Consider the following 24,122-nt stretch of genomic DNA (forward strand, 5'->3'; position numbering starts at 1 on the left):
ATTGCATGAAAAAAATAGCCAAAGGCGGTATGCTGCTCTCCCTGCTGATGTCATTATTTCTGTCCGCCTGCGGCAAGGAGAGCCCGGGAACGCTGACGGTGTATGCCGGGCTGTATGAAGACCATGCGATTAAGGCGATGGAGACCTTTCAGAAGCAAACCGGGATCAAGGTGAATTACGTGCGCATGTCGAACGGGGAGATTTTGTCGAGAATCCGGGCGGAGCGGAATGCACCGAATGCCAGCATTTGGTTCGGCGGGCCGGCAGACACGTTTATTCAAGCTAAGACGGAAGGCCTGCTGGAACCGTATGTTTCTAAAAATGCCGAATCCATTCCTTCGGAATATCGAGATCCTGAGGGATATTGGACGGGGATTTATGTAGGCTCGATCGCATTTGTTTCCAACAAAACCTGGCTGCAGGAGGTTGGACTGCAAGCGCCGCAATCTTGGCATGATCTGCTGAAGCCGGAATACCGGGGCATGATCTCGATGGCGGATCCCCGTTCCTCGGGGACGGCCTATACCACATTGGCTACACTGGTGCAGCTGTTTGGCGAAGACAAGGCATTTGACTACTTGCGCCAGCTGAATCAGCAGGATGTCATCTACACCACCTCCGGCAGTGTTCCCGGGCGGACGGTGGGCATGGGAGAAGTGGGAACGGCCATCATGTTCTCTCATGATGCGCTGAAGTTCTACAAAGAGGGCTTCCGTAATCTCATCATTGGTTTCCCGACCGAAGGCACGGGCTACGAGATCGGTGCCGTCGGCATCATCAAGGGCGGCCCGCATCAGGAGGAAGCCCGCCAATTCGTCGATTGGGCGCTGACCAAGCAAGCCCAGGAGCTCGGCAAGCAGGTCGGCAACTACCAGCAGCTCACCAACCGCGACGCCGTCGCCCCCGAGGAAGCCATTCCGCTGGAGAAGCTGAACGCCATCCCCTACGACCTCGACTGGGCCGGCCAAAACCGCGAGCGCCTGATTAACAAATGGACGACCGAGGTGCTGGGAGTGGGGAAGGGGAAGGATTGAGGGAAGTAAGGGATATTGTGAGGGAATGAGAGGCTTAAGAGAGGGCCTAACTACAATGTTGTAGTTAGGCTCTTTTTGTCGTTTCCTCTATTTTACAAATGGGCTATAATCTTGGGTAATGAGGGAGGGTGTTGGGGAGGGTATGCGAGGTTCGTGAATAAGGAGTCATAAGAAATAGGCGCAAAGAGCTTTAAGATCTGAATTTCCTAACAGACTGAAGAATGAATATAAAAAACCAAAAACTTATGGATACACTTGGTAGTTATCTTTTCAATAATATTAATATTTTCATTACCCTTGGTTGTTCATAGTTATTGGTAGAATTTTGGAACCTAATCCCCTTAATTACATATGGAAAGTTTCTAATTCGCTTAGAATATGAAATAAATGGTCAACAAAATATAATTGAAGATACAATTATATGTGATTTGATGGTTTTGGTTGGAATTAAGGTTTAGCAAACATCTAAGTGGAAACAAAGATTAGCCAGTGGAAACGATAATATAGCATTACTGAAAGTCGACATACAACGGAGATATATTTTTCAGAGTACTATATGGGGGGGAAGAATATGAAACATATAATTATATATTTCCCAATGCTGTGTTATTGAGAAGAGGGGCAATATTTCATAGTGGAATTATCAGGGCAGATTAATTACTAAAGGAATATAACATTAAATTAATAAATTAGGTTTTTACCCCACCAATTAATAATAGTTTTAAGTGTAATAGCTTTGATTTGAGAACTTGGAGAAGGCGCCAACATCTAATAACACCGTATTCATGCATCTAGCATTCGCCCTCGGTTCGGCTTGGAGGTTAGAAGAGGATCGAAGAGGCAATCCATTGTTCGAGGAAGTGGGAGCAGCACAGACACATCCGAGCCCATCGCGTCGGTCAATTTGTGACCTAAAGTCGGTGGACGTCGTGAATGCAATAACGCTAGACGAAATACTTGAAAGGAGTGAAAATCATCGACATTAATGTAGGTCAATCCAAACACGAAGATCCCGAATATTAATAGTACCGTACGATAATCGGTTATGTAATCGTCACTTTTAGTTGAAGGTTACTTTTTTTCACTCCAGTATGACGGTCAAACAGTAGAGTTAGTGGAGACAGATCAAGTAGAAGTGACTCAGTGCTACTAATTTCAAAATTCTTTTGAAATGAATTAATTACCATGCTGAGTTGGACGTGCATAAGTAATAGGGATTATTAGTTTTATTAGCGATGACGGCGAATTAATAATAGTTTCGGTTTATGACGTAAATTTCGGTATTAGTAACGAGGACTATGATATTAGTAACATCAAAATGAATGATTGGGTAAAGATTGAGATTCGTCTAACACCGTATCTACGCTGCAGGCTATGTCCATGGTTTAGGTAGAAGTGGATTCAAACTCACATCCCTACGAGGCAAAATCCGTCGGATCTTAAGCCTATCGAGTTCGTGGATGCCAAACGTTTGCCCGAAATCAGTTCGAAATTATATAAAATATGTGGGGTGTAATCAAGAATGGGGCTAAAAGAGGAGACTTTTACAAATAACTTAAAGGGTTTTATATTTGAATATGAACTACTAAATATGATGAAACAGCATAAAGATTTTAATAATGTCAAACATGAAAATGCAACATTGGATGCTGGAATTGATATTATTGCAGACTATCATGGAGAAACATTATTGATTGAATGCAAAGCAAATTCCACCTTTTCATCAAGTAGATTAGAACATGTATTAAATAAGCTATCTCTACATAAATCATCTAAAGGTAAAATGGTCTTAGCATTTCCAGGAGAATTGTCATCAAAACAAAAAAAAAAATTAAGTAATTACACATGGCTAAATGTATGGGATATACATAAACTTGCCGATATTTTTTATGAACAAATAAGAAATATACAGTCGGAAGAATTAAGAGAATTTTTCAATTCAATTAATTTATCTAATAAATCAATAGAAGACGAACTATTAATGCAATTAAATAGTTGTGTAAAGGGAATTAAACATTGGGGAATCTACCAGAAGACCTGCGCTACTATCTTTGAACATCTTTTTTGTCCTAGTTTAGGAAAACCAATTATCGAACTTTCTGATCATGTAAAGGCTAATAGAAGAGATATTATTATGGCAAATTATTGTGACGAAGGATACTGGAAGTATTTAAGAGGAAGATACAGAGCTGATTATATTATAATTGACTCAAAGAACTACTCGTCCAAAGTGGACAAGAACTGTGTACTACAAATGGCTAATTACTTAAAAGATTATGGTCCAGGAATGTTTGGAATAATAGCGTTAAGAACAGAGCCTAAAGAATCTGCAATTCATACTCAAAGAGAAGTATGGATGGCACATAATAAATTAATAATCTTTGTAAATGATATAGATCTAGAGCAGATGTTAATGTTAAAGAAAAATGGAAATAATCCAGAGGAAGTTATTAAACAAAAAATTGAAGACTTCAGGTTGGGTCTGTAATTTGTAGAACTGAATTAACATTCGGCTAACAACTTATTCCGCAACGGGCATTCGTCCTTGATCGTTTAGAATGATTATCAAGGTGATTATTCAGGCGATATTCTCAACCGGCTAAGTCTGACGCAAAGTTTTCCCTGTGGTCACTTAAGCTACTTGAATGTCAGGAATACCAAACGTTATCTGAAAAGGATAACAAGTTCCGAATAAGACACAGACTCCAAATAACATTATTATACCCTTGGTCTGCAGATGGATTTCGGGGGAGTATGAGCAGCCTTTTATTCGACTTCGACGTACAGCGAAAGTTATTGTGAAAGACTATAGGGAGTGAGAAAATGACGCATAGACTTTTGAAACTTTATAAAACCGATCTGAGTTTATTTCATATTCTTATTAAGAAAATAAAATGGACTAACTATTATAAATCAATAATTACTTTAATATTATGTATACTTTTTATGATTGCAGTGAAAAATCAAATACAGTCTTCATGGGGGAATGCTTCATTTGTTACTCTGTTTTTTTGGTATGTTGTTTTTTTGAGAGATTCGAAACGGGAGAGGGATCGAATAATTCAGTTTGATAATGGAGGGAAAAATTATTATCAAGTCCGAATCGATGGTCTGAAAAAGTTCTTGAGAAATGAAGGTATTGATACAGACCCCCAAAAAATAGATTTATTAATAAAAATGGTTGAAAAACAATCTGAGGAGCAGAAAGTTCCCTTCTTTATAGGACGAGGAATTATATTAACTATTATTATTCCGATTATATCCGCTACATATACAAATATATTAAACAAATATGTAGATAATTTAGAAACTGTTATTTTTATATTTGTGATACTTATAGCAATAATAATAATTTTATTCTGCTACGCCTCAATTTATAAATTTATATATGATGAATTTATTAATGGTGATTATCAAAGATATAAAATAATAGCTAATGATTTACGTGAATTGTATTTCAAAGAAGTGTAGTCCATCAGATGATAACATCGCAGAGGGCCATTCGGCCCTCCGTGAGAAGTATTTGCAGGATAAGTGTCATACCCGCATCACCTAACCGCATCGCGCCAGTAGGAATCCAAAAGGTAAATCTGATTATACAATTTATTCTGTTAAACCTAAAAGAAGAGGGCCTCTAGGCCCTTAATTCATTTGAATATGTAACTCATTAAATAGAAATAATGCATCTTTAAACCCCTGTAGGTATATTTTTCTTTCCAAAACTGTTTGTAATGAAGTTAGAGCATCTTCATAAAGAAATAGAGTGTGTTGAAGATTGTCGGGAAGCGTTTCTCGAATTAGTTCTAGATACTGCTCACATTCAAAAGAAAATTGTTCAATGTCTGAATTTGAGTATAGCGTCTTTATACGATTGCGAATTAATGGATCAGCTAAAACTTCTAATGATTCAACCAATGACTTCACTCCCTTGGTTTACTCTATAAGGTTATTATATATCTCTATAGAGTTAATTGCAAAGATAATTATTAACTCTATAAGGAGAAATGATGACTATTAATTGAAAAAAACTATATTGAAAGATAGTATATGAAGCATAGGAGGGAATTTGTTTGATAAAGTGTAATCTTAGAGTTCTAATGGCTGAGCACCGAATAGATGATATAACAGAGTTAATGAGCAGATCAGGATTAAGTAGAAATTCGATTAACAAATTGTATAAAGAAATAAATATTGAGACCACAAAATTAGAAACATTATTTAAGCTGTGCGATACATTTGAGTGTCAACTATCTGATTTAATTGAATATACACCCGATAATTAAAGACTATTAACGATCGTATAACAATGCATCTATATTGTGGGGCATTTGTCCCTCGTGTATCAGATGTTTAGAAAAAAATATTCAGACAAACACGACCCGACCTAAGATAAAGCTATCTAAGGTCGGGTCGCGTCGTAGATGCAGAACATTAGGCGAAATTAAAAAAGCACACTGAAATAAAGAAAATGTAAGGGGACATAAATATGTATTTAAAATACCTTCAAATAGTTAATTACAAAAATTTAAAAGCAGTAAGATTTAATTTTTCACAAGGAGCGAATACAATTATTGGGGAGAATGATTCAGGGAAATCTAATGCGGTCACAGCATTACGATTATTATTAGATGATTCGTATTACTACAATAGTAAACGTTTGAGAGAAAGCGATTTTGCCTATGATCTTGGGGAATGGCGAGGACACTGGATCATAATTTCTGCTGTTTTCGTAGATATAACATCAATTGATAAGCAGACAGAGGTTTGCGCTGAGATTGTACCTGAAGTTGAAAACGAGATTTTCCTTAATTCATATATTAATAGTGGTACTGGCGATATCGGAACAGTTACACTTTTTATCCGTCCGCAAAAATCTGTACGGAAGAAGTTATATGAAGCACATACAAAGGAAGAATTTGAAGACTTACTAAAGGAAGTTAAACTATCGGATTACGAATTTTATTATACATCTCGATCTCAGGCAGATTTCACTGACCATACAGTTTACAAGACCATTGTAGGTGATTTTGAAACAGGTTCTTATTGTAATCCGGATGATGATGATACGGCTATTCTAGGAAGTAAGTTAAATATCACTGATGTTCAGGATCATATTTCTGTTATGTTTGTGGATGCTTTAAGGGACGTCGCAAATGAAATGCGAAAACCAAGGAATCCTATCAGGAGAATTGTAGAGGCTATTGAGGCTCAGATCGATCCGGCTGACATTGAAAGAATAAAAAAAAATATTAGTGAGTTAAACCTTTCAATTTCAGAAGTGAGGGAAATTGGGCAAATTGGAACACAAATTAATTCTAAACTTGTGGATATGATTGGAATGGTATATTCTCCTGAAATTGCATTGGAATCACAACTAAATGATGAAATAAATGCTTTATCGCGCTATTTATCCATAAAGCCTTCTAATCAAAACGATATGGAATTGTTGGGACTTGGTCATCTAAATATGATTTATATGGCTTTAAAATTGGTTGAATTTAATTTCAACCGTACACGTGAGCTTATTAACATTATGATTATTGAGGAGCCAGAGGCACATATTCATACTCATATTCAAAAGACCCTCTTTGATAACTTGAAACTGACTAAGGATTACACTCAAGTGATTATGACCACACATTCAACCCATCTATCGGAAGCGTCAGAAATCAGTAAAATTAATTTAATAAAAACAAATGGAGTCGTATCCAGTGTAATGCAGCCTATTGAAAAATTAGACCAATTTGGAAAAAGTAAGTTACTGTTAAAAAACTTGAAATTGTCTGAATGTATCGAAAGATATCTAGATGCTAAACGTTCAGTACTATTATTCTCAAAAGGGGTTCTCCTTGTAGAAGGTGACGGTGAAGAAATTCTAATACCAAATATGGCCAGAAAGGGCCTGGGTGTTACTCTAGATGAACTTGGAATTGGATTAATTAATGTAGGAAGTACCGCATTTGAGTACATTGCATCTTTATTTGATAATGAAAGAATTCAACGATATTGCTCCATTATTACAGATAGAGATATTCAGGCGGTTGCTGAAAGCAGTTCATATTACAGTGAAGATGCCCCGAAAAAGGGAGAGGCTAGAAAGGAAAAACTTCATGATCTGTTTTCTGAAAACCCATGGGTATCGACTTTCTATGCAACTCATACGTTTGAGGTTGAATTTGCGAAGTGTATGAGTAATCGATATTTTATAAAAGACATAATCGAATCCCACTACAAACAAGAAGCGACTATTAATCGTCATAAACAAGCGTTAAAAGCAGGTGGTGAAGACCGCGCCAATACTGTTTTAACATTAGCAAATTCTATTGGAAAGGGATGGTATGCCACCCTGCTCTCCAATTTGCTAGATGGATCAGTAGAGATTCCAGAGTATATATTGGATGCAATTACATATGCGTGTCAGGAGGTTGTTACAGCAGAGATAAAATTGAAAATGATAAGGTATTCTCTGGCCTTTTATCCTGAAAGCTATTCGGCTGCGCAAGACATTCTTTATGCTATAACGCATGTTCAAAACGCAGAGGAGAAGGAGAAAATCATAGAAAGGTACTGCATGGCGTTCTCTAATGATACACCAGCAATATTTATTCGTAAAATAGATGAAGCTTTCGGGCGGTGATAGATATGGATTATGAGCATTTGAGGTTTTTGAACGATCTGAACCCCAAACAGAGGGGAATTTGTATAAGTGATAAAAATTTGATACTAACAGCATGTCCAGGTAGTGGTAAAACCAAAACACTTACATACCGACTAGCGTTCCTATCAACTATTCATTCAGAATCTAGTAAATTAAATATTGCAATCACATATACTAACCGTGCATCGGAAGAAATAAAGAGCAGACTACTAAGCTTCAACATTGACCTGAAAAATATATGGACAGGCACCATACATCAGTTCTGCTTAGAATTTATTATTAGACCATATTCAATGTACTCAAAGCGAATTAGTCGGGGGTATCGTATTATTGATGAGTTTGTGCAAAAAGGATATGCAAATGAAATATGTAACCAATTACATATACGTCTAGGTTTTAATGAGGATCCGTTTTCATATCCTGAAGTAGTTAAGGAATATTACAAAAGACTGGAGGAGAACAAAGAAATTGATTTCAACATGATATTACAATTATCGTATGATCTGTTGAGGCATAATGAGTTTATTCGAAAAAATATATCTAGTATGTTACGGAGCGTGCATGTTGATGAGTATCAAGATACTAATGAGCTACAATATCACATATTGGGAAGCATCTTTCGTCAAAATAATGCAATACGTTATTTTTTCATTGGTGATATTAATCAAGCTATTTATGGTGGTATTGGGGGAATAGCCAAAAGTAAGGAGGAATTAGATAGTGTATTTGGAACAAATTTTGAGGTAGATCAACTGGATGGGTGCTATCGCTCAACCCAAAGAATTATTAACTTCTATTCAAAGTTTCAAATTAACTCTTCTATTATTTTATCAGAATCAGAACATAGAGATAAGATGGGGGTAGTAACTTACGATAACCTCACGAATAAAAATGATATTTCCAATAAAATTGCGGGTATTATTCATGAACAATTAGAGCGGGGAATTCCTGAAAACGAAATATGTGTTGTCGCACCGCAATGGTGGTTACTTTATCCCATCAGTAAATCCTTACGTGGTTTATTGCCAAATGTTAGTTTTGATGCACCGGATGTTACACCTATCAAATATGATCCTATGAATGTCTTTTATCTAATTTCACAACTAAAGTTCTCTGAGTCTGGGAGAAACAGCAGCTTACGAAAAAGAATCGCCAACGAAATTATCTCAATATTATTGAATGATTACAAATTACATCTTCCCGAGTATGTAGACTGCTACTTTGTTTTGAAATGTATTAATAGCGCTAAGATATGTGATGAAGACGGAATAGAAACATTCATTAATACTGTAGAATCCTTTCTATCGCTTTGTAAAATTGATATGGAACAAGAAATGTATTTAAAAAAGGCGTATACTGATTTTTTGAATAAGGTTAACCAAAGGATTGTTGATTATAAGTTATCAGTTGATATGGAATCGTTTAATAAGTGTTTTCGTGAGAAAAAAGGAGTAGTAATAAATTCGTATCATGGAGTGAAAGGAGAAGAGTACACTACAGTTATTGCGTTTGGTCTGTTAACAGGGTACGTACCTTATTGGGATCTTGTATATGGTGATTATAATAAAAGAGTTATTGAAACTTCAAAGCTTTTATACGTTGTGTGCTCACGAGCAAAGCAGAACTTATATTTGATCTCTGAGCAGGGGAGGACAACCAAAAAAGGAACCTTGCTCACGCCGACTGAAGAATTAGCTGGATGGTGTGCAGAATTTGCTATGGATTAATCATAATGAAAGTGATCGAAAGTAGAACTAATAATAGTGAAAGTTCAGTAATGAAGTGAATCTCATAATATATGACCCAGCCCAGGTAAGAAAAGCTGCATTGTTTTATTAATATCTAAAGGTTATATGATATTGGAGCAAAACAAATAATAAGTGCAATAAATTAAAGGAGAGGAGAAGAAGAATGGAACGGGTTAGATTTTATTCAACTACCGATTTATCCTGTGGCTGGAATTTAAAAAAAAGTGAATATATAATTACTGATTATGATTTGAGAAATAGAGAAGCGAAAGATATAAACGACATTATTGAACTTTATAATATAAAAAAGTTTTTTGATAGCGAAACTTATTTACAAGAATGGACACCGGACATTGTGGTGAAATTTAACAAAATCATTAAGGAGACTTTCGGAATTGTACCGAGATTTATAAAGTCAATTGATGATGATAACTTTATTAGTATTTACAACGAAATAGACTTCGACTATGAGGAGGACTTTTGGGAGCTAATTAATAATTTTAAGGCCTATGAGAACATCTCGGAACAAAAGTTTATAGAACTTATGAGCTCGTCAAAAGTGTCGTTATACGATTTATTGAAACATAAACATGTAACTGCCCATTTTGGTGGGATAATTAAAGATTATATGGTTGATAAAAGTTGTTCTTCCGCCGAATTGCTTTTAGATTATTATGAATTAAATCATACAGATCCTTTATACCTACCTAAGGAATTAAGCAATAGAGATAAGGAGGCTATTATCTCTGATTATATAGACTGTGATGAACCAAATTTAAATTATCTACGTCTCATTACGAACATTCAAAGCAATAAAGATAAACTCGAACTCTCACCAAAGATTTTATTGAAATCAAAGAGGAAAGCTGAAGAAATAGAGAATTACTTATTTGAAGAAAATACTGGCTTGAAAATAGAAACGGCCGTCGTGTTTTCTAAGTCTCAAGAAGAAGCAGTTACTTTACGCATTGAGAATCAATCAACAACTGCTACCTACAGCTCTAATTGGATTAAGGAAAATGTTGAATATGCCACATTACTAAATAATTTCATATATCTATTTGAATATGTTGATTCACAGATGAGATGCAATTTAGTTAACAAAAATAGTGAAATGGGGGTATTTGAGCAACATTTAGTAACTAGATCTCAGAATGCATATAGTAAAGGGTTTGCGTTTGAAAAAAAGGATATTTTATCCTTGCTACAATTGACTGGTTATTATAATCAACTCTTTGATGCTGGTATCAGGTTAGAGGAAGCTATTGAATGGTTCTTTTGGGAGTATCTGTCGACTGAATTTGGTGCTAATAATTTCAGAGTTACTTTGCCCTCGTCAAGCTCGACTTTTCTTGAAAAATGTACTAATATCATGCCGGCATTAGAAGCGGTTCTCAAGCAATTCATTCTTTATGTTGAAGAAGGTCATATTGACTTTGAACTTCTGGATATTCGTTCTGAACATCTAATTTACAGAAACATCCCATCACTTGTGAATAAAAAATATGTTTACGGTGTTGGAGAAGAGTTTAATACCGCAACTTTCTTACTATTTTCAGACCAAAGTGGCCTTAGGTATTTTCATAAGACCAAAACATCATATAATAATTTTTTAAAATTAATGAATAACGTGGAACTAAAATTGAATGATGTTCCAGAGCGTAATCTCCCAAAAATTAATTGGCTAATAGAACATAAATATATAGAGATTAGCGAAGACGAAATTATTGTTTTTCATAATAAAGACCTAATACTTTTACTATATGATTTGTATATGAACGATGTAGCTGTTTACTGGAAGTATCCGACTAATATGAGGTTAATTCTAGACAATTTACAAAGTAAGAATGTAGTTGAATTTGGGAACTCTCTTTTTTCAAGGCCCGAGCAAGCATACTTTAATTATATTCTAAACAAATCACAATTTAATAATGGACTAGATTTAAGAAATAAGTATAGCCATACGCAACCAACGTTTGGGGAAGATGTGATGATACATAATCAGAATTATTATATATTTTTAAGAATGTTTATTTTAGCGGTGATAAAGATAAACGACGATTTTTGTACAGCTGCTGAATTAAGAAATTTGAGAGTTAATTGAAGAAAACTTCAACTAATCTGAGAGGGAACTAGCAATGATAAGTTATAAACCATTACAAAAATTACTGATAGATCGTGATATAAAGAAACAGGAGTTATTAAAAATGACAGGTATCTCATCAGCAACGATGGCTAAATTGAATACGAACGAATATGTTTCTTTAGAAGTCATTGATAAAATTTGTGCAGCGTTGGATTGTCAGCCTGGTGATTTATTGGAGCATATTCCTGAACATAAATAAATAATGGAATAGAGCGTGAAATGATTTTGCAATAAGAGTTAGTTTTTAAAAATATATTCAGACAAATACGCCCCGACCTAAGATAAGAGCATCTAAGGACGGGGCGTGTCGTAGATTCTAGGAACGTTATATTAAGATCTTGATGAAACTCAAACTAAGAATGGATCGAATAACTACTAGCAACTCACCAACCGCGATGCCGTTGCGCCCGAGGAAGCCATCCCGCTCCGAGAAGCTGAACGTCATCCCCCATAACCTCGACAGGGTCGGCCGAAACCACGAGCGCCTGATCAACAAGTTGACGACCGAGATACTGGGTCTGGGCAAGGGGAAGAATTGAGGGAGCCTTTGGGTAAGTGAGGATATGGTGAGGGAATTGAAGTCTTAATAAGGAGTCTAACTACAATGTAGTGGTTAGGCTCTTTTTGTCGTTTCCTCTACTTTACAAATGGGCTATAATCTTGGGTAATGATGGATGTGTTGGGGGAGAGATGTACATAGCGAGGAAAGGGATGTAAGATAAAGATTATAAAAACAAATTGAGAACACTTGTACGCAGATGTAAATAAAGGTAAAATATAACTACAATTGAATCTTGGGTGGGCATGGTTTCCCTTCGAGCAGATGCTTTCGAAGTAAGTTTCCTTCGGAAACTTTGGAGGAGGTGAAGCCATGGAAGTAAAAGATGCATTAACGATCATGTTCCTCTTTGGAACGTTCATTCTTGCTCTTTTAACATACATCAATAATAACAACAAGAGAAAGTAAAAACCCACCCAAAGGTTAAGGCCAAAGGTGGGTTTTGTTCCTATACGACTTAGAAGGGAATAAACCATCCAAGCCAATTGTACTGACCAAGTGTTCGAGCACTTGGTCTTTATTACATATATAATAACACAAAGAAAAAAATGTATCAAAACGTTAAATAAAAATTGGAAGTGACAATAAAAAAAGATAAGTTGAAGGTAAAACGAAGATGGTATACCCATCATTCTACGCTGCGGGCTTTGCCCTTGGTTCGCAAGGCGATATGGGCAGAGAAGCGTATCAGCTCACAATCCGTCGAGTCGTGGCCGCCCTGTTGGACTTAGAGTTCTTGAATCCAAGAAATGTTATCGGAAACGCCTGCAAAATAATAGCAATGAGAGGATATTTCGAAGATGATTCAGATAAAAAATATAAAGCAAGAACAAGCTGAAGATTTTTGGAGATTAAGACTTGAAGCATTAAGAACACATCCGGAAGCATTCTATACTTCATATGAAGATTCTGTTCAAACTCCATTAGACGAGGTAGTTAAGAGAATAAGGAATGTTTGCATCTAGGGGATTGCTTATGAGACGTTTTAAGAAATCAGTGACTAAAGGAATATCCTTATCTGGTAACTGATGAATTAAATTAGCTAGATCTTTCTTGGATACGGCCATTTTCAACAGCCCCTTTTATTACGAATGTAGCCAATGAAATTCAAGAATATACATTCATAATAACACATACTTGAAGTTGTCGGTTATTTCAAAGAAGCGAGTAACTGCATATAACACAGCATTGGGGAGAAGTACATTTTTTGTTAATTAGATGAAAGGCTTTGGGGAGGCAGTGAAATTGTTTCAGCGAACAACCCTGCGAGGTTAAGCCCGTTGGAACCGGCGCGTAAGCGCTTTAAGCTTCTAGTGATACACAAACGTTATCTGAAACCAGTGCGAATGAAAGGACTAACTCATATGCTTTTTATAAAAGCCACAAAAGATACCTTAAAAGACTTGCATATCAATCCAGAACCTGTATTAGAAACTGATTTGTTTTATAGTTGGCACGTTAATATTTTCACTCTATATCGAAAGAAGCATTATGTATTTATGAACGATTTATCTCGATTAAGTCTAACTATCTCTGGAATAAGGAGCAATCAAGCCAATCGGCTGCAAGAGATTTTTATAAAAAACCTAATGAGATATCTTACTTTAGAAGATATTCCAGAAGAGCAGATTGAATTTTATATAAAGAATTGTAAAGAGATGGTTATCACAAAAACGGATAACAGAAGTGTAAGAAGTACATTGAACGAGATCATGATGATTATGAAATCTCTAGAATATAAGAAAGACGGATTTGAAGACCAAGATTATCGACATAAGTGGAATAACAGGATTATTTATAAACCCATCGATTATCAGGAACCCATTGATGTATTTATTAAGGAGCTAACAGACCGGTATAAAAACAAAGGTTAAAGCGACAATGTATTAAGAAGGGAATTTGCTATGACAGCTCAAATTTCTGATGAAATTATATATCGAGATCATTCTTTTTCACTAATTGGAACTGGGAAGGGATTGCCGTTGATCCCTCCCTAGAATGGAGCTGCGCACTTTATTCAATCGCGGATAAACTTTGAAGAAATTGTTAATTATTTTCCAACTAAGAGGAAAAGATGTATTTTATGGAGAATAATCTATGTTACCTTGTGAAAAAAATCTCATAATTCGATAGTTTTACGCTAAGGGGGGATTGAATGAGCAATTAATTATCAAATTATAGTAATCTTTGTTGCTACTTGTTATTTAAATAAAATCAAAAGGGTGATACCAATGATTAGAATAGCAATCTGTAGTAACAACGAGAATATTTTAAATCAAACAGAAGAGAAGTTGAATGATTATTTCAAAAAATGTGATTTATCGTTTGAGATACAGCGTTTTGTGGATCCTATTTCTCTTTTAGATGAGATGGATAAGGATTTCCAGATTTTCTTTTTAGATTCTGAGATGCCTTTGGTAAAAAACAGGAGAGTAATACATTCAATAAGGAAGATTGATAAGTATGCTTATTTGATATTTTTGGCATCTGGTCATTTCAAATACGATCCAGGTAGACCTGGGTATTTTTTTAGCAAAACCAATAAATCAAACTTGTTCGAGAAAGAAATGGAAAGGGCATTAAGGCATGTACAGAGGATTAAAAATAAATACATGGTTATTAAAAATCACGACGGATATTTTAAAATTTATCTATCGGCAATTTATTATCTAGAAACTTATAACAGAAATATATTAATTCACACTGAGAATGGGGACTTTTTATGTTTTAAGAAGATGCAGGAGTTGGAAGAGGAGCTAGGTAGTATTTCATTTATTAGGTGCCATAAAAGCTATATCGTTAATATGGATTACATTAGGAAAATTGGAGTTTTTGAAATTGAATTAGAAAACAAGGACCGGGTTTTTATTAGTAGATGGAGAAGGAAAGAAGTCATAGAGCGATTGAGTCAATACATTGAAAATGTTTAGAAAAGTTCAGTCTCAGAGGAGAGGAGTTCATGATAAAAATAGCTATATGTATGAAGGATCTAACATTTTCGAATGATATTTGTCGCCAAATACAACATTGCTGCAGCAGTATTGACAATCAAATTGGCATAAAACAATTCAATGACATATGGAGTTTATTGGAGGCAGTGAATGATCAAGATTTTGATCTTATTTTTCTCGAAATCAAGATGTTAAGTGATGAAGGGGGGCTAGTTTCTGATAAATTAAAAGAAATTACGAATGATATGACACTTATTTTTGTTACCGATAGCGTGGAATTATCAAGTGACAAGGTGGAGGATAAATTTACGAATAGTGTTATTTTGAAAAATTCAATTAATTATGAAAAAATTCAATCGTTAGTGAACGAAACGAATAGGCTTAGCTTTTTCAAAAAGAAAAAAAGTTTGCTAGTTAAAAATGAGCAAGGGATTTTTAAAATTAGATTAAATGAGATTGTTTTTATTGAGAGTAGCAAAAAAAAACTATTATTCATACACAAAATGAACAAATCACTAGTTACAAAACGATGAAAGAATATGAAAACAGACTTAGGGAGTATCGATTTTACCGGTGTCATATCAGTTATATTGTAAACACGGATTATGTCGCAAATATCCAAGAGAATGTACTAAGGATGAATAATAGGAAAATTATACCTATAAGCCGTTACCGAAGAAAGGAACTAGTACAAATTATGCACAAAACAAAAACAATATAGTAATAAAATGGCTTTATGGTATAATTCCCATAAGGTGGGTTTAATTTGAAAATCGCCGTAATTGATTCGGGTGTTAACCTTAGGGATGAATTAATAGTTAATCGACATATTGAATCAATCAAACTTGAGCAGGGCATCACTCATAAATGTAATGATGATTTTAGTGGTCATGGGACAGATATAGTAAAAATTATTTGTGAACAGACTAGACTAGCTAGCAATCCTCATATCATCTCCGTACAGGTACTAAATGATAAAAATAAAGGATCGGTAGATGCCTTATGTGAGGCCATAAAATACTGTGGCGAAATCGGGGTAGATGTAATCAATCTTAGCTTAGGTCTCCGAAATAGAAATAACGAAACCATACAAAAATTAAAATCATGTTGTGATTTAGCCATCGAAAAAGGCATCACTATAATTTCTGCTAATCATAATGATGGCAACCGGGAAAGCCCAACATACCCGTTTGCCTTTAACGAGATTATCGGCGTTAATAGTTCGTCTGAATCTGGACCCAAGATTACCGTCGATCTAGAACACAACAATATCCTTTTTACAGATAATATCGTTAGTGTTCCTTACCAGGAACGAGCGGTGCTTCGGCAGGGAACTAGCTTTTTGACACCGATCATTACGAGCTTATATTGCGAATTTCAGAAGGAAAGAAATCATCATTTTGATAGACATCGCGATTTTTTGCTATTTATGAGGCAGTTTGAGCGCAATCAATCTAACTTGTTTTTCTACAGAAACAATGAACAAAGCTATCATCAGTTCAATCATAAAAACATCGGCTACTTTTATATGAAAAAAACCATTAATGATATTCACGCAGTTAAACAGCTTCAACAATACGCTACTGTTCGTTCATTTCATCTTGCTGAGGAAGCTGAAATCAGCTTCGTTTCCAAATTTGATTTTTTATTTTTTGGTGATATTAGCATAGGTGAAGTAGTACAGTACAAAACCGTAATTTCAAAATTACTGAAATCTGCCGTCCTGCAAGGGGTTCATATTGTGATGATGATCCCCTTCATGAGTATTTACCAGCGGTTCCAAATGTCTGAAGATTACAAGGTTTCCATGCAAAGCGTTTATCTTTAACCAAAACATACGAAGTTTTATGCAAATGACCAGTTAGTCAATGTAAAAGTACATTTAGTCAAAAGTCATTTAATCTAGAAAAAATTGGATTATAGTTAAAGTATAAAGCTTACTTAAATAGTAAGTGCAAGAAAGGAGGAGAAAACGATGAGCAAAGAACTGGAGAAAGAACTTCAAATGGATGAGTTTGAAGAAATTGAGGGCTATGCCTACTGTAGCACTCATAAGGACAAATGCTTGAACGACTGCATCAATCCACTTCCTAATGCTATGTTCGCAGACATCAATTAACAAAACTCTGCAATCATTTCAGACGTAAAATTGATTTTGAAAAGGTTTTAAACTACAGATTTGAAACCAAGTAGTTTAAAACCTTTTATTTTTGCATTTTATTAAGTTTAAGTAATTCGAGAAAGGGTGTCATATCGTGGTCGTCCTGAAAGCTATGAATTTAAAAAAACATTATGGAGCAGCCTCTAATTTAATTAAAGCTTTGGATGGCGTCAATTTAGCGGTGAACCGCGGAGAATTTGTCGCTATTGAGGGAACGTCGGGAAGCGGCAAGTCAACTCTGTTAAATTTGATGGGTGGACTCGACGTACCTACTGAAGGGACAGTAGTCATCAATGGATGCGAACTATCTAAACTTAGTGATGATCAGCTCACGGTGTTTAGGAGAACGAACATCGGTTTTATTTTTCAAGATTACAATTTGATCCCTACTTTAAATGTCTACGAAAACGTGATACTTCCGGTAGAACTGGATCATGGCAAGATAGATGAGGATTATGTAGCAAGTATTTTAGAGATGCTCGATTTACACGATAAACAAACGAAATTAATAAATCAATTGTCTGGAGGGCAGCAGCAAAGGGTTGCGATTGCAAGGGCACTGGCAACCAAACCGGCCATTATTTTGGCCGACGAGCCAACGGGAAACCTGGATAGCAAAACAAGCTCCACCGTATTGGAACTTTTACGGCTAAGCAACCAAAGGTACAAGCAAACGCTCATCATGATTACTCACAATCCCGATATAGCCAGAATGGCCGATCGTATCGTCCGCATCGAGGACGGAAAAGTAGTTTAGCAGCTCCTCAAAATAAGGTGGTGGAACGTGGGACTATGTTAAAACAAAATATGATGATGATCAAGAAGTTATCCAAAGCGAACTTAAAGGCAGACAAAGTTAAAAACCATTTTGCAGGCAGTATTATTGCTTTGGCTGCGGTTTTATTAACCGTTGTATTGACCTTTGGCTATAACTCCTTCACTAGCTTGCAGCAGGATTCCGACTTCCAAGCGATATTCAATGATGTTAGCGAGGCAGAAACAATTCAATTAAAGCAAGTAAACGAGGTTAACGAGGTCGGATTGTATCTGGAGGTTGGCAGAGAGAAGCAAGAAGAGCGTTTATTATCCATTTTGTATACAGATCAAACGATGATGGACTTATCCTATGCTCGTATCGATGAAGGCAAATTCCCAACGAAGCCCAATGAAATTGTAATAGAAAGGGACTACTTTTCAACGACTTCTCAAAAACCGGGTATTGGTGACCGTATCGTAGTAGAATTTAGAAACTACGCCAGCAAAGAAATGCAAATGAATGAATTTGTCATTTCAGGCCTGTTACATACAACTGCGTCCGGAGAGGCCAATCGGATCAGCTATAACGCCCTAGTATCAAAAGCGTTCGTTGATGCCGACCCGCATCTTTCCAAGGAAAAATACTCCGCAGCTATTAGAATTCTTAATGCAGGTAGTTACGCTAACGAAGAACTGAAATCCAAAATTAAAGATATCGGAAAGCAAATCGGTCTTCCTGAGCAAAACATCCAGATTAATCATATGAATGTAGATACCAACAATCTATCAGGCGATACCATTCTGACGATTTTTTGTATCATCATTATCATCGCATTGGCATGTTGGGTCGTTATCTACAACATCTTTTATATATCAATTATCAAACAAATCAAACAATACGGACAACTACGAGCACTAGGAGCAACGCGAAAGCAAATCAAGAAGTTGGTGAAATATGAAGGAAAATACTTATCCCGCAAATTTATTCCGGCTGGCGTTCTCCTGGGATGTTTGATAAGTTGGGCCATGAGTCCTTCCGTCTGGAACCTCTTTCCCAGTATATTTCTCGCCTTAGCAGCGGGTTTATTTACTGAATTAACGGTTCGCTTTTCATTAAATTCGCCGGCCAACTTTGCAGCTAAAATCTCTCCTATTGAAGCCATTCGATACGTTGGAGCAGAGACCTATACTTTTAAGAAGAAAGAGAAGAAAAGCTCGAAACGGCTAACCCCCTTTACGTTAGCAAGGATGAGTTTAACAAGAAGCCGAAAAAAAACAACATTAACGCTGCTGTCATTAGTTATAAGCGGGGCCCTTTTCATTTCCTTTGCGACACTGTTAAATTCGGTTGATTCCATTGCCAAAACGCGGCAGTATTTTCCGAATAACGGCAAGTTTATCATTCAAATCAATAACGAGCTCTATTCTGAAACGGTGAATTTAAGCGATCTGCAAAGCGAAGATCAACTCTCTGGAGCCTTAAAAGACAACATCCTTTCCATTAGCGGAGTTGAAAATGTTGTAGACCGTCAATATATTGAAGCTGCTGTCAATGGGGCGAACGAAAGCGCAGATCCTGTGGTAGTAGGCATCGAGAATATTTCAGCGAGTAATATCGAGTCATTAAGAAAGCGCCTGGTACAAGGGGAAATACTCGAACCCAATTCCTCTAATAACTCTTATATCCTCATGAATAGCTCCAGCGGTGATTTTGAATTTTACGACATTAGATATCAGGTTGGCGATCGTATTTCACTTATCATTGGCGATGATCAGAACAAGATTGAACATGAGTTCGAGATTATAGGCGACCTAGCGGATAAAAATTTGGGCGTTCTGTTCTACTTGCCATCAGGAGTCATGGAGTCAATCACCCCCTTTAATCCGAATCAAAGCTATGAAGTGATTCTTACAGAAGATACGAATGAACAATTGGTGAAGGATGAACTACAGAAATTAATTCAAAATAAGGACACTTTAAAGTTAAATTCATTTTCTGACATGGCGAAGTCCAATAAGGCGGCTTTTCGGACGATCACGATTGTTGTGTACACTTTTATGATATTTATAGCTTTATTTAGTGTTATTAATTTGTTGAACACGGTGATGACCTCAATTAATGCGAGAAAAGTCGAATTGGGAATCATGCAGGCCATAGGTATGGAATATAAGCAATTATCCGCCATGTTAGGTTACGAAGCTGGCTTTTTCATTATGGGGAGTTTCGTGATTTCTCTTATTATAGGGAACCTTGTTGGATATGGGCTAAGCGAATCTTTAGGAGACGTGGGGGGGCTTTCTTTTATACAATATCATTTTCCGTGGAGTCCCATTCTCATGTATTTATTAGTTATGCTGCTGATTCAAGCTGTTGTCCTTAAATTCGTGAGAATTTCAACAGCGAAGAAGACGGTAGTCGAAAGATTACGGTAAGGGAGGCTTGAGCCTAAAGCATAGGATTTGCACTAACCAACTAGACCGCCTTTGGGTACATTTAAACAAAAACTATTTCTCCTAGCACAATACAGGCATACACTTAAAACAAACTCGAATGATAGGAGAATGCATATGGAGTGCACCTTAAATCTGGCGGATAGCTGCAATCTTCAATGTACTTATTGTTATGAGGGCAATGATAAACGAGCTGCGGTTCTAAGCGAAGCAGTGATGCGGGAAGCCATCGATTTTATGGTGATGAATAACCCTGCGGAAGAAAAAATTCACCTAAGTTTATTGGGGGGGGAACCGTTATTAAACAAAAAGGTTTTCCTCCGGCTCTTCGAATATATAGACCAGAAGCATCGTGAATACAAAAAAATGTTTGAGTTCGAGATGACGACCAATGGCATTTTGCTCGACGATAGTATCATTGAAATTGTGAAAAATAACAACTTCAAGCTTTTCGTCAGCATTGATGGAGATCAAGAGACGCATGATTTAAACCGAGTGAGCCGGAGCAAGAAAAACTATTACGATACGATTTTGCGCAATATTCGCAAGCTTATCGAGCAAAAGGTACCCTTTGGCGTTCGGATGACGGTCACTTGCAACAATGTTCATTCTTTCCACCGGAATGTTCTTTATTTTCACCATATGGGCGTAAAACGAATCCATGCCGCTTACGATGATTTCGGAGCATGGACGCCGGAAACAATCCAGGAATTGGACGAACAGATGGAGCTTCTGGATGACTTTTACCTGAATTCGGTAGTAAGCAGCCCCGATTGTGTCTTTAATCTGCATGATCTTAAACTAACGACGTTTTTTGCTCACAGGAAGCCTTTGTTTTGCTCGGCAGGCTCGATCGGGCACTTTACAGTGAACAGCAGTGGAGACATATTTCCGTGTGGGTATGTGTTAAATGATATGAAATGGAACATCGGAAATTTTAAGGAAGGGCTAGATCGAGCAAAACTAATTCGTTGTATCAAGGCAGCCGTAAAGCCTTCGGAAAAATGCAAGGAGTGCGATATCGCCTTTACGTGCAGCGGACGGAAATGCGGATTCCAAAACTACCGGCTAACGGGTTCATTAAACATTCCGTCGGATATTACGTGCGAATTGGAACGAATTCTGTTTAAACATAATTACCGAGTCATAAAAAAGATGTATGAGCTGAAAATCCCCAGATTGATGAAATACTTTGAAATCGCAGAGGCCCATCAAATCAAAATTGGAAAAACGATGGAAAGGATTATTCAGGAAGCTGTGGCTGCCAAATTATAAACAAAGGGGTATTCTGCCATGTATTCAATGACGCTGGAGGTTAATCAGAAATGCAATCTGAAGTGCAAATACTGTTACTTAGGTGATAAAGCAGGATCGGTTATGACTTTGGACACGGCTAAAAAAAGCGTGGATTTGGCCTTTGCACAGATGGATGTTCATCGAGATCGTAAAATCTGGTTTGACTTTATCGGCGGGGAAGCGCTGATCGATTTTCCTCTGCTGAATGAAATCCTGCTGTATATCCAGGATAAAAACAAGGACAAGCAGTATCATGTGAAATTGTCGATGACATCGAACGCCACCCTTCTCAATTCTGAAATTATTGAATGGCTGGTAGACAACAGCTTTGATCTAAAAGTAAGTATTGACGGGAACAAGGAAGTCCATGATCTGAACCGGATTACGATTCATAACCGGGGATCATTCGATGCTATTTTGAATAACTGGCAGTATATCCGGGAATTTGAACGAAAATCGGGCAAATATACTCAGGCGACCAATGTCATTTCAAGAAATAATTATATACACTACGGTGAATCCGTAAAGTTTCTGGTTGAACAGTTAGGTATAAAAATCGTCGATACAGCCATCGATTTGTTCGTTGACTGGACAGAGGAAGAACTGGCTGTGATTGGAGAGGAAATCTACAAGGTATTCGCCTTTTATGAACAATGCGCTGGAGAGAATAGAGCTTTTGGATGGAGTTTTATCGATGAAGTATTTAGTTCCGTTCAAAAAAGGCGGAAGTTTTATAGTTGCGGGGCCGGGATCATTAGCCTGTATGTTAGAACAGACGGAACCTTTTACCCGTGCCACGCCTATATGGTTGAAGAAGAAAGCCTGGGAAGTGTTCATCAAGGCCTGAACCGAAGTAAAATCAATGACCTGAAGAATTTGAACAATATTGACAACGAGACCTGCCATAGATGTGACATTTACGACATATGCGGGGCAAAAAGCTGTATCATGCAAAGCCTAGAGACGAATGGCAATGTGAACATGCCGGATCCTACACTTTGTTATATGCAAAAATTCAAAACTTCTTTCTATTATGACAACATTGACCGTTTGAAAAAAATAGTCGAAGGAAGTCATGCCTATGAACACGAGCTATAACACCCCAATCAAAATCGTTAGGAAGAACGGGAAAGTGCTGCTGCTAAATCCCGAAAATTCACATTGGGTCAAAATGAGCGGGCACGTATTTGATAAATATAGCACCGATTGGGATTACTTTAGCGAACAGCTAAGCCAAAGATTTGGATTATTCGAACCAAAATCCAAAACACAGTCGATTAATAACGTATATTACTCGGTAACGGGCAAGTGCAATTTGAATTGTGATTTTTGCAGTATGAAATCAGGAACCCATGTCAGCACTGATGAGGATCTTTCCTTGGAAGAGATATGCACGGTCATGATTCCTAGAATCCGGGAAATTAACCCTAAAGTAGTCATCATCACTGGAGGGGAGCCTTTTATAAGAAAGGATATCCTCGATATAATAAAGGCTTTTAGCAATACCTTTGGAAAGGAACGCATCCTTCTTCAAACCAATGGTTTGCTGCTTCATAAGAAGCTTATTCATAGCTTCACACCTTACGTTGGAGCCGTAGAGATTAGCATAGAAAATATTTTCGAAAACGAAAAATTAATGAAGCGGATGATTAACAACTTTGACCATATTATTGATAATGGCTGCGGTCTGAAGTTCTCCTTCGTTATTAACCAACATACCGCACCGTATCTACGAAATGCGATTGCTATGATATATAAGTATGACGCGGCGTGCCTGATCAGATTTGTAAGCAACGTTGGCCGTGCTGCAGACTCCCCTAACACCATGAGTTACGCTGAAAAAATAGATATTTATCGGGATATGGTCGAATACATCTTGGAGCAGGAGTATTTTAACGAAAACATCAGCAACATGTTTTTTAGCACGATTCAAATCAAAACGGAGTGTGGAGGTTACGGGCGAACATGGGGGATTCACGCGAACGGTGAAATCCGAATGTGTTCAAACCTTCATGATGCGGACTTTAATATTGGCAACATCAGGGAGCATACTCCTGATCAAATCGCTGAACAGTTAAGTCTTAAGAAACGGAATGAGAGCATGCAGGCTCTCTTCCTTGTCAACAAACGGGAAAGGTGCAACATTTGCGATATCCAATATTTTTGTACGGGTCCCTGTGCCGCCGAAATCGTGGAAAAGGAGAAACAAGCTGAAGACCTCTATGACGATTGCCAATTAAAAAGTTTACTAGTCAATTTTATGTTGTATCACTATGATCGAACGAAAGCGAGCAAGGAGAATTTTAGTACTTTCCTAAATTATTTAGACGAGGAAAGAAAGGCTCAAGCAATAACGTAAACG

The 24,122-nt window shown here is 36.8% G+C and carries 22 protein-coding genes; 21 read left to right on the forward strand and 1 reads right to left on the reverse strand.

Going from position 1 to position 24,122, the window contains the following annotated elements; translation table 11 throughout:
- The first annotated feature begins 5 nt into the window (after positions 1-5).
- The 3 genes from CZ379_RS02040 to CZ379_RS02050 all read left to right on the forward strand — a co-directional run bounded on the left by CZ379_RS02040 (position 6) and on the right by CZ379_RS02050 (position 4,505).
- Positions 6-1,034: an ABC transporter substrate-binding protein gene (locus CZ379_RS02040; protein WP_110930080.1), complete on the forward strand. Its 1,029-nt coding sequence runs from the start codon at positions 6-8 to the stop codon at positions 1,032-1,034.
- 1,522 nt (positions 1,035-2,556) lie between these two features.
- A complete protein-coding gene (locus CZ379_RS02045; RefSeq protein WP_110930081.1) occupies positions 2,557-3,522 on the forward strand; it encodes a restriction endonuclease in 966 nt (321 codons plus the stop codon).
- 335 nt (positions 3,523-3,857) lie between these two features.
- Complete coding sequence (locus CZ379_RS02050) at positions 3,858-4,505, forward strand: hypothetical protein (RefSeq protein ID WP_110930082.1); 648 nt, start codon at positions 3,858-3,860, stop codon at positions 4,503-4,505.
- Between the two features lie 171 nt (positions 4,506-4,676).
- On the opposite strand, the gene CZ379_RS02055 is transcribed toward CZ379_RS02050, so the two are convergent.
- Positions 4,677-4,949 (reverse strand): hypothetical protein, encoded by a 273-nt coding sequence (locus CZ379_RS02055; RefSeq protein WP_110930083.1) that lies wholly within the window; start codon positions 4,947-4,949, stop codon positions 4,677-4,679.
- A 149-nt stretch (positions 4,950-5,098) separates the two neighbouring features.
- On the opposite strand from CZ379_RS02055, the gene CZ379_RS02060 reads away from it, so the two are divergent.
- The 18 genes from CZ379_RS02060 (at position 5,099) to CZ379_RS02140 (ending at position 24,119) form a co-directional block, all read left to right on the forward strand.
- On the forward strand, positions 5,099-5,317 hold the full coding sequence (locus tag CZ379_RS02060; RefSeq protein WP_199925455.1) for a helix-turn-helix domain-containing protein: 219 nt from the start codon (positions 5,099-5,101) through the stop codon (positions 5,315-5,317).
- 203 nt (positions 5,318-5,520) lie between these two features.
- Positions 5,521-7,671 (forward strand): ATP-dependent nuclease, encoded by a 2,151-nt coding sequence (locus tag CZ379_RS02065; RefSeq protein ID WP_110930085.1) that lies wholly within the window; start codon positions 5,521-5,523, stop codon positions 7,669-7,671.
- 5 nt (positions 7,672-7,676) lie between these two features.
- A complete protein-coding gene (locus CZ379_RS02070) occupies positions 7,677-9,419 on the forward strand; it encodes a UvrD-helicase domain-containing protein (protein ID WP_110930086.1) in 1,743 nt (580 codons plus the stop codon).
- A 184-nt stretch (positions 9,420-9,603) separates the two neighbouring features.
- Positions 9,604-11,544, forward strand: coding sequence for a hypothetical protein (locus CZ379_RS02075; RefSeq protein WP_234404778.1), 1,941 nt, complete (start codon positions 9,604-9,606; stop codon positions 11,542-11,544).
- Between the two features lie 34 nt (positions 11,545-11,578).
- A complete protein-coding gene (locus tag CZ379_RS02080; RefSeq protein ID WP_055106880.1) occupies positions 11,579-11,785 on the forward strand; it encodes a helix-turn-helix domain-containing protein in 207 nt (68 codons plus the stop codon).
- Positions 11,786-12,457: 672 nt separating this feature from the next.
- Positions 12,458-12,553, forward strand: coding sequence for a competence inhibitor ComI (gene comI / locus CZ379_RS26510; RefSeq protein WP_019639195.1), 96 nt, complete (start codon positions 12,458-12,460; stop codon positions 12,551-12,553).
- 392 nt (positions 12,554-12,945) lie between these two features.
- Positions 12,946-13,110 carry a hypothetical protein gene (locus CZ379_RS26515; RefSeq protein ID WP_234404779.1) on the forward strand — a complete coding sequence of 55 codons (165 nt, stop codon included), beginning with the start codon at positions 12,946-12,948 and terminating at the stop codon, positions 13,108-13,110.
- Positions 13,111-13,425: 315 nt separating this feature from the next.
- On the forward strand, positions 13,426-14,019 hold the full coding sequence (locus tag CZ379_RS02090; protein ID WP_110930087.1) for a DUF6933 domain-containing protein: 594 nt from the start codon (positions 13,426-13,428) through the stop codon (positions 14,017-14,019).
- Between the two features lie 357 nt (positions 14,020-14,376).
- Entirely contained in the window at positions 14,377-15,075 is a 699-nt protein-coding gene (locus CZ379_RS02095; RefSeq protein ID WP_110930088.1) for a LytR/AlgR family response regulator transcription factor, read from the forward strand.
- 29 nt (positions 15,076-15,104) lie between these two features.
- A complete protein-coding gene (locus tag CZ379_RS02100; RefSeq protein ID WP_110930089.1) occupies positions 15,105-15,629 on the forward strand; it encodes a response regulator in 525 nt (174 codons plus the stop codon).
- Positions 15,626-15,817: a LytTR family transcriptional regulator DNA-binding domain-containing protein gene (locus CZ379_RS27110; protein ID WP_407668589.1), complete on the forward strand. Its 192-nt coding sequence runs from the start codon at positions 15,626-15,628 to the stop codon at positions 15,815-15,817. Before CZ379_RS02100 ends, CZ379_RS27110 begins: the two co-directional genes overlap by 4 nt.
- 45 nt (positions 15,818-15,862) lie before the next feature.
- Entirely contained in the window at positions 15,863-16,924 is a 1,062-nt protein-coding gene (locus CZ379_RS02110; protein WP_110930091.1) for a S8 family serine peptidase, read from the forward strand.
- A gap of 147 nt (positions 16,925-17,071) precedes the next feature.
- A complete protein-coding gene (locus tag CZ379_RS02115) occupies positions 17,072-17,215 on the forward strand; it encodes a pseudouridine synthase (RefSeq protein WP_110930092.1) in 144 nt (47 codons plus the stop codon).
- A gap of 136 nt (positions 17,216-17,351) precedes the next feature.
- Positions 17,352-18,014: an ABC transporter ATP-binding protein gene (locus CZ379_RS02120; protein WP_110930093.1), complete on the forward strand. Its 663-nt coding sequence runs from the start codon at positions 17,352-17,354 to the stop codon at positions 18,012-18,014.
- Between the two features lie 35 nt (positions 18,015-18,049).
- Positions 18,050-20,446, forward strand: a complete 2,397-nt coding sequence (locus CZ379_RS02125) for an ABC transporter permease (protein ID WP_110930094.1) — start codon at positions 18,050-18,052, stop codon at positions 20,444-20,446.
- Between the two features lie 135 nt (positions 20,447-20,581).
- On the forward strand, positions 20,582-21,739 hold the full coding sequence (locus tag CZ379_RS02130; RefSeq protein ID WP_110930095.1) for a radical SAM/SPASM domain-containing protein: 1,158 nt from the start codon (positions 20,582-20,584) through the stop codon (positions 21,737-21,739).
- An 18-nt stretch (positions 21,740-21,757) separates the two neighbouring features.
- Complete coding sequence (locus tag CZ379_RS02135) at positions 21,758-22,858, forward strand: radical SAM/SPASM domain-containing protein (RefSeq protein WP_110930096.1); 1,101 nt, start codon at positions 21,758-21,760, stop codon at positions 22,856-22,858.
- Between the two features lie 73 nt (positions 22,859-22,931).
- Positions 22,932-24,119, forward strand: a complete 1,188-nt coding sequence (locus tag CZ379_RS02140; RefSeq protein WP_267890468.1) for a radical SAM/SPASM domain-containing protein — start codon at positions 22,932-22,934, stop codon at positions 24,117-24,119.
- Positions 24,120-24,122 lie beyond the last annotated feature (3 nt).

Origin of the sequence: Paenibacillus bouchesdurhonensis, from assembly GCF_900155685.1 — a bacterium.
Lineage (GTDB): Bacteria > Bacillota > Bacilli > Paenibacillales > Paenibacillaceae > Fontibacillus > Fontibacillus bouchesdurhonensis.